Source organism: Nonomuraea sp. NPDC049684 (genome assembly GCF_044465345.1).
In the GTDB taxonomy this organism is placed as follows: Bacteria; Actinomycetota; Actinomycetes; order Streptosporangiales; family Streptosporangiaceae; genus Nonomuraea.
Genome location: NZ_JBITLO010000011.1, coordinates 121,485 through 133,449 on the forward strand (window position 1 = coordinate 121,485; position 11,965 = coordinate 133,449).

The 11,965-nt window shown below is 72.5% G+C and carries 8 protein-coding genes and 1 pseudogene; 6 read left to right on the top strand and 3 right to left on the bottom strand.

The window, feature by feature from the left end; genetic code table 11:
- Positions 1-167 precede the first annotated feature (167 nt).
- Positions 168-1,187: a glycoside hydrolase family 26 protein gene (locus ACIBST_RS30935; RefSeq protein WP_397176786.1), complete on the top strand. Its 1,020-nt coding sequence runs from the start codon at positions 168-170 to the stop codon at positions 1,185-1,187.
- A gap of 230 nt (positions 1,188-1,417) precedes the next feature.
- On the opposite strand, the gene ACIBST_RS30940 is transcribed toward ACIBST_RS30935, so the two are convergent.
- From ACIBST_RS30940 to ACIBST_RS30950, 3 genes are all read right to left on the bottom strand, one after another.
- Positions 1,418-2,335, bottom strand: coding sequence for a sulfite exporter TauE/SafE family protein (locus ACIBST_RS30940; RefSeq protein WP_397176788.1), 918 nt, complete (start codon positions 2,333-2,335; stop codon positions 1,418-1,420).
- Entirely contained in the window at positions 2,332-3,546 is a 1,215-nt protein-coding gene (cysC, locus tag ACIBST_RS30945; protein ID WP_397176789.1) for an adenylyl-sulfate kinase, read from the bottom strand. The genes ACIBST_RS30940 and cysC overlap by 4 nt, the downstream gene beginning before the upstream one ends.
- Before the next feature lie 70 nt (positions 3,547-3,616).
- Positions 3,617-4,336 carry a methyltransferase domain-containing protein gene (locus ACIBST_RS30950; RefSeq protein WP_397176791.1) on the bottom strand — a complete coding sequence of 240 codons (720 nt, stop codon included), beginning with the start codon at positions 4,334-4,336 and terminating at the stop codon, positions 3,617-3,619.
- A gap of 62 nt (positions 4,337-4,398) precedes the next feature.
- Here ACIBST_RS30950 and ACIBST_RS30955 point away from each other — a divergent pair, with 62 nt between their 5' ends.
- The 5 genes and pseudogenes from ACIBST_RS30955 to ACIBST_RS30975 all read left to right on the top strand — a co-directional run bounded on the left by ACIBST_RS30955 (position 4,399) and on the right by ACIBST_RS30975 (position 11,940).
- Positions 4,399-4,770, top strand: coding sequence for a signal peptidase I (locus tag ACIBST_RS30955; RefSeq protein WP_397176793.1), 372 nt, complete (start codon positions 4,399-4,401; stop codon positions 4,768-4,770).
- 75 nt (positions 4,771-4,845) lie between these two features.
- Complete coding sequence (gene mfd / locus ACIBST_RS30960) at positions 4,846-8,346, top strand: transcription-repair coupling factor (RefSeq protein WP_397176795.1); 3,501 nt, start codon at positions 4,846-4,848, stop codon at positions 8,344-8,346.
- Positions 8,347-8,369: 23 nt separating this feature from the next.
- Positions 8,370-8,963: pseudogene (locus tag ACIBST_RS30965) on the top strand (SurA N-terminal domain-containing protein); the annotation flags it as partial.
- Between the two features lie 4 nt (positions 8,964-8,967).
- A complete protein-coding gene (locus tag ACIBST_RS30970; protein WP_397176797.1) occupies positions 8,968-9,900 on the top strand; it encodes a MazG family protein in 933 nt (310 codons plus the stop codon).
- 75 nt (positions 9,901-9,975) lie between these two features.
- Positions 9,976-11,940, top strand: a complete 1,965-nt coding sequence (locus tag ACIBST_RS30975; protein ID WP_397176799.1) for a WD40 repeat domain-containing serine/threonine protein kinase — start codon at positions 9,976-9,978, stop codon at positions 11,938-11,940.
- The last annotated feature ends 25 nt before the right edge of the window (positions 11,941-11,965 follow it).

Genomic DNA, 11,965 nt, shown 5'->3' on the forward strand with positions numbered 1-11,965 from the left:
GGCTGAAGTTCGAGGAATGGCATGGCAAGGTTCAGGTTTGATAGGCGGGGGTCCGTCGACAAGGGGGTTGGAAGGCGTTGCAGCTTCGGGGCTTTTCTCATTTCGCGTCTTTCGCGATGAAGTGTCACTTCGCGACTTTCGCGACGAAAACCGCAATCACCTGCGCGGTGCTCGCCCTCCTGGCCGCCTGCTCGACGGCCGAGGGCACGCCCGCCCGGGTCGACACCAGCACGGCCGAGCTGGCCGGCGCGCCCTCCTGCGCGGTCACCGCCAGGCTCATCCCCTCCTGCGGCGCCTGGTGGGGCGTGGCGCCCGAGGTCTTCACCGGCGCTCCCGTGGCCGAGGCGCTGCGCGGGGCCGAGTCGCGCATGGGCGCCGCCGCCGACGTGCTGCACGTCTACCATCGCGGCAGCGAGCTGTTCCCCACCCAGCAGGAGATCGGCCTGGCCCGCGACCCGGCCCGTCCGCGGCTGCTCATGATCAACTGGAAGCCGTCGCTCGACCGCACCTGGGCCGACATCGCCGACGGCGCCCTCGACCGGCGGATCGACCGCCTGGCCGACCACCTCAGGCGCACCTTCCCCGAACGCTTCTTCCTCACCCTCCACCACGAGCCGGAGAACGACGTGGACGCCCGCTCGGGGTCGGGCATGCAGGCCGGCGACTACGCGGCGATGTTCCGGCACGTCGTGCTCCGGCTGCGCGAGCGCGGGGTGAAGAACGCCGTGACGGTGATGACGTACATGGGGGCGCCCAACTGGGCGGCCAAGCCCTGGTTCGAGGATCTCTACCCCGGTGACGACGTGGTCGACTGGGTGGCCATGGACCCGTACGCCGACGACCGGGTGCACGACTTCGACGGGCTGGTGAACAAGACCCGCAAGGAGTACGGGCGCTGGCCGGGGTTCTACCGGTGGATGCAGGCGCGCTTCCCCGGCAAGCCGGTCATGGTGGCCGAGTGGGGGGTGTTCGAGCGGCCGGCCGACCGGGCCTTCAAACGGCGCTTCTTCGAGTCGGTGCTGAGACAGATCAAGCGGTATCCGCAGATCAAGGCGTTGCTGTACTTCGACTCGCCGCAGGCGCCGCGCGGCAACACGAGCTTCGACTCCGATCCGGGCGCGGCCCGCGCCTTCACCCAGCTCGCCCGCGACCGCTACTTCCGCTCGACCCGCGTACCACGACCTTAGAAGTGTTCACGGCCTCACTGCGTGAGGCGGCTCGGTCGCCTGATGCCGGCGCCTTCCCCCGCTCTGGTCGCTGCGCTCCCGCCGCTCCTCCTGGCGACGGCGCTTCTGAGTTCATGGCCTCACTCCGCTCGGCGGGCTCGGTCGCCTCACGCCGGCGCCTTCCCCCGCTCTGGTCGCTGCGCTCCCGCCGCTCCTCCAGGCGACGGCGCTCCCTCGCGGGTTTGATTGCCTCACTGCGTGAGGCGGCTCGGTCGCCTGATGCCGGCGCCTTCCCCCGCTCTGGTCGCTGCGCTCCCGCCGCTCCTCCAGGCGACGGCGCTCCCTCGCAGTCTCCAGGCGGCGACGGTGACGGCCGAGGCGAGGGCGAGGAGGGTGACGGTGAGGGTGTTGTTGACGTCCAGGAGTTTGAGGGCGGAGGCGAGCAGGACGATTGCCAGCAGGGCTCGGATCAGGCCGCCCGGGGCGCGTGAGGAGATCCGCGCGCCGAGGTAGACGCCGGGGATCGAGCCGATCAGCAGCGAGAGCGTGAGCTCCAGCTTGAAGTCGCCGAACATCAGGTGGCCGAGCGCGGCCGCGGCGACCAGGGGCACGGCCTGCACCAGGTCGGTGCCGACGAGCTGGTTGGCCTTGAGCGCCGGATAGAGCACGAGCAGGGCCACGATGATCAGCGACCCCGATCCCACGGACGAGACGCCGACCACGAGCCCGCCTACCATACCGACCAGTAGGGTCGGAATTGGGCGCACGACGATCTCGTGCGGGCTCGACGAGCCGCCCCGCGCGCCGAGCCAGCCCTTGACCGCCATGCCGACGACGGCCAGCAGCAGCGCCACGCCCAGCGCGTACTTGACCGCGTCCGTCACCGCGAACGCGCGGGCCAGGAACACCCCGCAGAACGCGGCCGGCACCGACCCGGCGCACAACCAGCCGACCAGCCGCAGGTTGACCGTGCCCCGCCGCAGGTGGACGACGCCGCCGACCGGTTTCATGACGGCCGAGGCCACCAGGTCGCTGGAGACCGCGGCCAGCGGCGGGACGTTGAAGAACAACATCATCATCGGGGTCATCAGGGCCCCGCCGCCCATGCCGGTCAGGCCGACCACGATGGCGACGACGAAGGACCCGGCGACCAGCGCGAAATCGATCAACGTACCCACCCTCCGGACTGCAGCGCCCCCAGGACCTGGGAGACGGCCGCCTCGATCGAGATGTGCGTGGTGTCGATCACCAGATCGGCGTCGTCCGGCTCCTCGTAGGGGTCGGAGACGCCGGTGAACTCGGGGATCAGGCCGGCGCGGGCCTTGGCGTACAGGCCCTTGCGGTCGCGCCGCTCGCACTCGGCCAGCGGCGTGGCGACGTGCACGAGCAGGAAGTCGGCCCCGACGGACTCGACCGTCTCGCGCACCTCCTCGCGGGTGGCGGCGTAGGGGGCGATGGGGGCGCAGATCGCCAGGCCGCCGTGGCGGGCGGCCTCGGCCGCGACGAAGCCGATGCGCCGGATGTTCAGGTCGCGGTCGGCCTTGGAGAAGGTCAGGCCCTTGGACAGCAGGTGGCGCACGACGTCGCCGTCGAGGTAGGTGACGGTGCGGGTGCCGAGCTCCAGCAGGGCGTCGCGCAGGCCGCGGGCGATGGTGGACTTGCCCGAGCCGGACAGGCCGGTGAAGAAGACGACCAGGCCGCGGCGGTGGGGCGGGCCGGGGAGCGTGACGGGCTCGGGGCCCGCGTAGTGCTCGGTGGCGCCGTAGGCGGTGGCGACGTGCTCGCGCAGTTCGAGGTCGATCTCCGGCTCCGCGCGCGGCGCGAGGGGGACCGGGACCACGAGCGTGCCCTCCGGCAGGTGCTCCTTGGCGCGCAGCGCGGCGCGGACGACGCCGGGGCCCGCCTCGCCGTACGAGAGGGGGAGCAGCACGATCACCGCGTCGAGCTCCTTGGCGGTGGCGGCGATCTCGGTGAGGTCGTCGAGCGGCCCGCGCATCGTGACGGCCAGCGCGGGCCGGCCGCCGAGCTCGGCCCTGACCTGCGCGGGCGTGCGGCGCAGCCGGGCGAACGGGCCGTGCTCGGGCGCGCCGAGCGCCTTGAGCGGGCCCGAGGTCAGGCCGTCGGCCTCGTGCGCGGTCACGGTGAGGACGGCCAGCGGCAGGCCCTCGGGGTCGAGCAGCCGCACCTCGTCGCCGGGCGAGACCTCGGCGGGCAGGTGGAGGGTGACCGGCGCGGGCCAGGGGGTGCCGTCGGCGAGGGTGCCGCGTTCCTGCACGGCGTGCAGGTCGTCGTGGCCGAGGAAGCCGGTCAGCGGCTCGAACGCCCCGGACAGCAGCAGCTCAAGGTCGGCCAGCTCGTGCGCGTCCGGGGTCCACTCCACGGTTCCGACATCCCAACTATTCCGATTGAATTGGTAGGAAAGGAGTCTAGTCGCTCGGACCGTCCTGTCGCTAGAGCAGCCGGGCGAAGTGATGCTGGGGCTTCCTGATCACCATCGTGATCTCGTCGTGGGAGGCGGGGTAACGCCCGCCGCTCAACCGGTCGACCAGCGCGACGGCGGCGGCGCCGAGCCGGCCGGCGCGGGCCGGGCCGCTGATCCGGCGCTCGTCGTCGGTGATCATCAGGCCGCGGCTGAGACAGAAGGCGTGCATGCCGTCGCTGGAGGCCAGCGGCTCGTAGACGACGGGCAGCGGGCCCGGCGTGCCGGGGGTGACCAGCGTGCGCCACAACGCCCGGCGCAGCCACGACGGCGTGAGACGGTCGAGCAGCCCGTAGGCCGACTTCCTGTCGCGCATGCGCAGCAGCACCAGGCCGCCCGGGCGCAGCGACTGGAGCAGGCGGTCGAACACCAGCTCGGCGTGCTGGACGCGTTCGAGCAGGAACGACAGGTGGATGACGTCGTAGGCGCGGTGCTGGAGCGGCACGCAGCGCAGGTCGCCGAGCGACCAGGCCACCAGGTCGGCGCGCTCCTCCACGACGTCTCTGATGACCGGGTGGTCCTCGTCGGCGCCCGTGGCCCTGGCCTCCAGCGGCTCCACGTCGAGCGGCTCGTCGTGGGCGCACCCCGCGACGAGTATGTCGAGCCGCCGGCTGAACCGCCCGGCCCAGTGCTCGCGGATCCGTTGACCGAAGAGGTCGCCTCGCTGGGCGACTGATCGCACCTCAGACATGTCACCTACAGTAATCAATCGAGCCGTCTCGGTTAGGCACTTCCCTGCTAGCGTCCTGCCCCGTGAACGGGCAGGTTTACGTGGGGAACGCCAATATCGACGCGGCCGGTGACCGGGGCTGGCTGCTCGGTCACTTCAAACCCCTCGGCGACCCAAGACACAGTGAAGACGTCGAGATCAAGTGGGGCGTGCACCCGGCGGGCGACGAGCGCGCCCAGTGGGTCAGGGGCGAGGAGCGCACCGCCCTGCTCGTCCTGATCAGCGGCCGGTTCCGGGTGGCGCTGCCGGGCCGCGACGTGCTGCTGAGCGAGCCCGGCGACTACGTGGTCTGGGGCAAGGGCGTGGACCACTCGTGGGTCGCCGAGACGGAGTCGGTGGTGCTCACCGTACGCTGGCCGTCGGTCCCCGGTTACCGGGTGCCGCACCCCGAGTAGGCTGGGTGGAGACCCCCGCGACCTGACCCGGCCGGGGGTAGTTGTGTTGCCGTCGTGGGGCTGTGGGCGTATCTGATGAGTCTTTCCGGATTGCTTGACCTTGTGGCCCTGGGGGCCGGGGCCGACCCGAAGCTGACCGCCGCGCTCGAAGAGGGCGGCGACGTCTCACTGATCGCGCCGTCGGCGTTGCGGCCGTTCGGCGTGGCCGCGCTGGCCGCGCACGATCAGCGCACCGTGCTGGCGATCACCGCCACCGGCCGGGAGGCCGAGGACCTGGCGGCGGCGCTGACGAGCCTTCTTGAGCCGAGCTCGGTCGCGGTGTTCCCGGCCTGGGAGACGCTGCCGCACGAGCGGCTCTCGCCGCGCAGCGACACCGTGGGCCAGCGCCTGGCCGTGCTGCGGAGGCTGGCGCACCCGGTCAAGGGCGACACCGCCGCCGGGCCGCTCGGCGTGGTGGTCGCCCCGGTCAGGGCGCTGCTCCAGCCGATCGTCAAGGGGCTCGGCGACCTGGAGCCGATCAGGCTGAGGGCGGGCGACGACGCCGACCTCGACGAGGTGGTCGAGCGCCTGGTCACCAACGGTTACCACCGGGTCGACATGGTGGAGAAGCGCGGCGAGGTGGCCGTGCGCGGCGGGCTGCTCGATGTGTTCCCGCCCACCGAGGAGCATCCGCTGCGGCTGGAGTTCTGGGGCGACACGGTCGAGGAGATCCGCTGGTTCAAGGTGGCCGACCAGCGCTCGCTGGAGGCGGCCGAGGACGGCCTGTTCGCGCCGCCGTGCCGCGAGCTGCTGCTGACCGGCGAGGTCAGGGAGCGGGCGCGGGAGCTGGCGCAGGAGCATCCGGCGCTGGCCGAGGTGCTCGACCAGCTCGCCGACGGCATCCCGGTCGAGGGCATGGAGGCGTTCGCGCCGGTGCTGGCGGGGGAGATGGACCTGCTGCTCGACCACCTGCCGGCCAGGTCGGCGGTGTTCGTGTGCGACCCCGAGCGCATCAGGGGCCGGGCCGAAGAGCTCGTACGCACCTCGCAGGAGTTCCTGGAGGCGTCCTGGATCAACGCGGCGGCCGGCGGCGAGGCGCCGATCGACCTGGGCGCGGCGGCCTTCCGCACGCTGGAGGAGATCCGCGACCACGCCGACGCGCTGGGCCAGCCGTGGTGGACGATGGCGCCGTTCGGCAACGGCGTCGAGCTCGACGCCCAGGACTCCGAGGCCTACCGCGGCGACACCGCCAAGGCGCTGGCCGACATCAAGGGCTGGCTGGCCGAGGACAAGGCGGTCGTGCTGCTCAGCGAGGGCCACGGGCCGGCCGAGCGCATGGTCGAGCTGCTCAAGGGCGTCGACGTGCCCGCGAGGTTGCAGCGTTACCTGGACAAGGCGCCCGAGCCCAAGGTCGTGCACGTCTCGACCGGCCTGATCGAGCACGGGTTCATCACGCCGCGCCTGGCCGTGCTCACCCACCTCGACCTGGTGGGCCAGAAGGCGTCCACCAAGGACATGCGCCGGCTGCCCTCGCGCCGCCGCAACATGGTCGACCCGCTCCAGCTCAAGGTCGGCGACCACGTCGTGCACGAGCAGCACGGCGTCGGCCGCTACGTCGAGATGGTCCAGCGCACGGTCCAGGGCGCGACCCGCGAGTACCTGGTCATCGAGTACGCCAAGGGCGACCGCCTCTACGTGCCCACCGACCAGCTCGACGAGGTCACCCGCTACGTCGGCGGCGAGGCGCCCACGCTCAACCGCATGGGCGGCGCCGACTGGGCCAAGGCCAAGTCCAGGGCCAAGAAGGCGGTCAAGGAGATCGCCGGCGAGCTGATCAGGCTCTACTCGGCCCGCATGGCCTCGCCGGGCCACGCCTTCGGCGCCGACACGCCGTGGCAGCGCGAGATGGAGGACGCCTTCCCCTACGCCGAGACCGGCGACCAGCTCGAAGCTATCGACGAGGTCAAGCGCGACATGGAGCGCGGCGTCCCGATGGACCGGCTGATCTGCGGCGACGTCGGCTACGGCAAGACCGAGATCGCGGTGCGGGCGGCGTTCAAGGCCGTCCAGGATGGCAAGCAGGTGGCCGTGCTGGTGCCGACCACGCTGCTGGTGCAGCAGCACATGTCCACCTTCGCCGAGCGCTTCTCCAGCTTCCCCATCGCGATCAGGCCGATCTCGCGCTTCCAGACCGACGGCGAGGTCAAGGGCACGATGGAGGGGCTGCGGTCGGGCGCGGTCGACGTCGTCATCGGCACCCATCGGCTGCTCAGCCCGGAGGTCAGGTTCAAGGACCTCGGGCTGATCATCATCGACGAGGAGCAGCGGTTCGGCGTCGAGCACAAGGAGGCCATGAAGCATCTGCGCACGCAGGTCGACGTGCTGGCCATGTCGGCCACGCCGATCCCGCGCACGCTGGAGATGGGCCTGACCGGCATCCGCGAGATGTCCACGATCCTCACGCCGCCGGAGGAGCGGCACCCGATCCTCACGTTCGTGGGGCCGTACGAGGAGAAGCAGATCGGGGCGGCGATCCGGCGCGAGCTGATGCGCGACGGCCAGATCTTCTTCGTGCACAACCGGGTGGCCTCGATCAACCGGGTGGCGGCGCGGCTGCGCGAGCTGGTCCCCGAGGCGCGCATCGCGGTCGCCCACGGCCAGATGAACGAGCACCAGCTCGAAAAGATCATGGTCGGCTTCTGGGAACGCGAGTACGACCTGCTCGTCTCCACCACGATCGTCGAGTCCGGCCTCGACGTGCCCAACGCCAACACGCTCATCGTCGACCGGGCCGACAACTACGGCCTGTCCCAGCTCCACCAGCTCAGGGGCCGGGTCGGGCGAGGCAGGGAACGCGGTTACGCGTACTTCCTCTACCCGCCGGAGAAGCCGCTGACGGAGACCGCGCACGAGCGCCTGGCCACCATCTCCCAGCACACCGAGATGGGCGCGGGCATGTACGTCGCGATGAAGGACCTGGAGATCCGCGGCGCGGGCAACGTGCTCGGCGCCGAGCAGTCGGGCTTCATCGCGGGCGTCGGCTTCGACCTCTACGTGCGCCTGATGGCCGAGGCCGTGCAGGAGCAGAAGGCCAAGCTGTCCGGGGCCGAGGTCCAGGAGGAGCAGCAGGACGTCAAGGTCGAGCTGCCCATCAACGCCCACATCCCGCACGACTACGTCACCTCCGAGCGGCTGCGGCTGGAGGCGTACAAGCGCATCGCGGCCATCACCGCGCCGATCCACATCGACGAGGTCCGCGACGAGCTCACCGACCGCTACGGCAAGCCGCCGGTGGAGGTCGAGAACCTGCTGGAGGTGGCCCGCTTCCGGATCATGGCGCGCTCGGCCGGGCTCACCGACGTCACGCTGCAGGGGCAGAACATCAAGTTCGGCCCGGCGCGGCTGCGGGAGTCGCAGCAGGTCAGGCTCGACCGGCTGTACAAGAAGGCGGTCTACAAGCAGGCGGCCGAGACGTTGCTGGTGCCGGTGCCCAAGACCAAGCCCCTGGGCGGGCAGCCGTTGCGCGACCTGGATCTGCTCAAATGGTGCGGCGACCTGGTCGAGGCGATGTTTCTTGAGCCCGCGCGGGTAAGCTAAGCGCGGTTTTTGTTCGGAAAGGGACGCATGTGAAGTCGATTCGAGTGGCTGTGGCCGCCGGCGCGGTAGGACTCGCCGCGCTGACCGCCTGCTCTTCGCCCATGGAGGCCGGAGCAGCGGCCGTGGTCGGGAGCGAGCGCATCTCGGCCCGCGACCTGACCAGGAACGTTCAGGAGTACGAGGCCGCACTCAAGCGCGCCAACGTCTCGGCCGAGCAGCTCGGGGTGCCCGTCACCCAGTTCGTGCTCTACCGGATGGCGAACGAGAGCGCGTTCAGGCAGCTCGCGGCCAAGCACAACGTGCAGGTCAGCGAGAGCGAGATCGACAACGCGCTCAAGGACCCGGGCCAGTACCAGTCGCCCGAGATCAACCTGATCGCCAGGGGGGTCAGCCCGGCCGACGCGCGTGGCTACCTGCGCGCGGAGCTGGGCGCGGTCAAGGTGCGCAACCAGCTCGGCGGCGCCCAGGACCAGGCCGCGCAGGAGAAGTTCGTCAAGGAGCTGACGAGCATCAAGCCGGTCTACAGCCCCCGTTACGGCGAGTTCAGCCAGCAGGGCTTCGTCGATCCGGGCCGGTTCGGCAAGTCCTCCCAGCAGGCGCAGCCGCAGCAGGGCTAGCCCGATGCCGCTGATCGTCGTCACCACCTCGCCCAGGGTCGCGCCGGGCCTGCTGAGCGACCAGGCCTGGCAGGCGCTGCGCTCGGGTCCCGTGCTGACCGGCTCCGCCGGTCACCCGCAGCTCCCCTATCTGGCCGCCGCCGGGATCGAGGCGGAGGTCGTCGTGCCCGACGCGGTCGCGCTGTCCAGGCGGGCGGTGCGCGAGCGGGTGGTCTGGCTCGCCGGTGACGACGAGGACTTCATGCGCGCGATCGGGCGCGCGGCCATCGCGCTCGACGAGCCGCCGCTCATCGAGGTCGTGCCCGGTTCGTACGACCTGCCCGGCTCGCGGGTGCTCGACCTGGTCGCGGTGATGGACCGGCTGCGCACCGAATGCCCGTGGGACCGCAAGCAGACGCACGAGTCGCTGGTGCCGTACCTGCTGGAGGAGTCGTACGAGGTCCTGGAGACGATCGAGCAGGGCGACTACCCGGCGCTCCGCGAGGAGCTCGGCGACCTGCTGCTCCAGGTGGTCTTCCACGCCCGCGTGGCCGAGACGTTCGACATGGACGACGTCGCCGCGGGGATCGTCGAGAAGCTCGTCCGGCGGCACCCGCACGTGTTCGGATCGGTGCGGGCCGAGAGCGCGGACGAGGTCAACGACAACTGGGAGGCGATCAAGGCGGCCGAGCGGGCGGCCAAGGGCGGCGAGCCGTCGGTGCTCGACGGCGTCCCCATGGGCCAGCCCGCGCTCGCGCTGGCCGCCCAGCTGCTGCGCAGGGCCGAGCGGGCCGGTGCGCCCGAGGCGCTGGCGGCCGCGATCGGCCAGGGGGTGGCCCGCGAGCTGTTCGACCTCGTACGCCGGGCCCAGGAGGCCGGGCTGGACCCCGAGGCCGAGCTGCGCGCCGCGGCCCGCGCCTACCGCGACCGCGTACGCGCGTGGGAGTCCAACGCCTGACCGCCTTGGTTGTCGGAAGAAGTCACCCAATGCCAGGATCCTCGGGGGCTTGAACCGGCGAGCCGAGGGGGACTGGTGGTGGAGCTGAGACCGCTGCGCTCGGGGGAGCCGCGGGAGGTGGCGGGCTACCGCCTGCTCGGCCGGCTGGGCGATGGCGGCCAGGGGTCGGTGTTCCTCGGCCGTGACGCGGGCGGCGGCCACGCGGCCGTCAAGGTGCTGCATCCGCGCCTGCTGGGCGACGAGCGGGCCACCCGCCGCTTCCTGCGGGAGAGCACGACCGCCGCCAAGGTGGCGGGCGCGCGCACGGCGCGGATCTACGGCAGCGGGCTGGCCGAGGGGCGGCCGTACATCGTCAGCGAGTTCATCGACGGGCCGTCCCTGCACGACCTGGTCCTCGACGGCGGCCCGCTGACCGGCGGCGAGCTCGACCGGCTGGCGGTCGGCACGATCACCGCCCTGACCGCCATCCACGGCGCGGGCATCGTGCACCGCGACTTCAAGCCGAGCAACGTGCTGATGGGCCAGGACGGCCCCCGCGTGATCGACTTCGGCATCGCCAAGGACCTGGACGTCTCCACCACGGCGAGCAGCGTCGTCGGGACGCCGGGGTACATGTCGCCCGAGCAGATCGCGGGGGAGGGCGCGACGGCCGCCTCCGACGTCTTCAGCTGGGCGGCCACCGTCGGGTTCGCCGCCACGGGGGAGCCGCTGTTCGGCCGGGACTCGATCCCGGCGGTGATGAACCGGATCCTGCACGCCGAGCCGGACCTGCGCGAGGTGCCCGAGCCGCTGCGCGCTGTGCTCGCGGCGTGCCTGGCCAAGGAGGCGGGGGCGCGGCCGTCGGCCGACGACGTGCTGGCGCGGCTGCTGGGCCGCACGGCGCCGCGCGGGCACGACCGCGGTCATGTCCGCGGTCATGTCCGCGGGCACGACCGCGAGCGCGTTCGCGGGCACGTTCGCGGGCGCGTCAGCGAGGACGTCAGCGGGCGGGGGCGGTCCGGCGCGGGTGAGGTGCGGGCGGCGTCGTCCGGCGTGCGTCCGGTGACGCGGCGGGGGTGGGCCGCCGCCGGGGTCGGCGTGCTGGTCGCCGTCGGGGTGGTGGCCGGGGCGCTGTGGCGGAACGCCGGCCTGCCCTCCGGCGGCCAGGACGGCGGCCAGGCGGGGGCGTTCGGCGTCGAGCTCGGCCCCGAGTTCGGGCCGGAGCCGGGGGCCAGGGTGGGGGCGATGGCCATCGGGCACCACAAGGGCGCGCCCGTCGTCGTCTACGCCGAGCGGGCGGGCAACTCGATCGAGGTGTGGGACCCGCGTACCGGCGAGCCGCTCGACCGGCTGGCGAACGCCGGCCCCACGCCGGTGCGCTCGCTGCTGCTGGTCCCGGTGGGCGGCCGGCAGACGGCGGTCTGGACGGGCACGGACGGAGCCGTGCGGCGCTGGCGCATCGGCGACGCCCGACCCGACACGTGGCACGCGGTGTGCCCGTCGGAGGCCCGCCTGGCGCCCGGCCAGTGGCGCAAGCAGCCCGCGGTGCTGATCGGCTGCCGGGACGGCCGGGTCGTGACGCTCGACCTGGCCTCCAACCGCGTCGTCGCCGGCGCCAGGCAGGCCGCCGGCCCGGTCACCGCCCTGGCCTGGGACGAGGCCGGCGGCAAGGCCCTCGTCGGCACCGGCCGGGGCCTGGTGGGCGCGGCCGGCGGGCTGCTCGGCGAGGGCAAGGGCGAGGTGCGCTCGGTCGCCGCGCTCGGCGACGGCCGCGCCGCCGTCACCACGGGCCGCTCGACCGCCGTGTACGACCTGGCCAGCGGCGCCTACGTGCGCGGCTTCAGCACGGGCGCGGCGGGCGCCGGCGTCACGTCCGCGGGCGGGCGCCGGATGATCGCCGGCGGCGGCGACGGGGTCACCGTGTGGAACGCCGACCGCGGCGAGCGGCTGGGCGGGCTCGCGCCGGGCAGGAAGGTCACCGCCCTGGCGGCGGGCGACGGACTGCTGGTCGTCGCGACGGGCGGCCGCCTCCAGGCCTGGAGCCTGTCCCCGACCGGCTGACCCCTCCCGGCGTCCGGCAGTCGGA

Excerpts from the sequence above, each read along its gene's own strand:
- ACIBST_RS30950 (WP_397176791.1), bottom strand. The coding sequence starts at position 4,336 with ATGTCTGAGGTGCGATCAGTCGCCCAGCGAGGCGACCTCTTCGGTCAA.
- mfd (WP_397176795.1), top strand. The coding sequence starts at position 4,846 with ATGAGTCTTTCCGGATTGCTTGACCTTGTGGCCCTGGGGGCCGGGGCC.
- ACIBST_RS30970 (WP_397176797.1), top strand. The coding sequence starts at position 8,968 with ATGCCGCTGATCGTCGTCACCACCTCGCCCAGGGTCGCGCCGGGCCTG.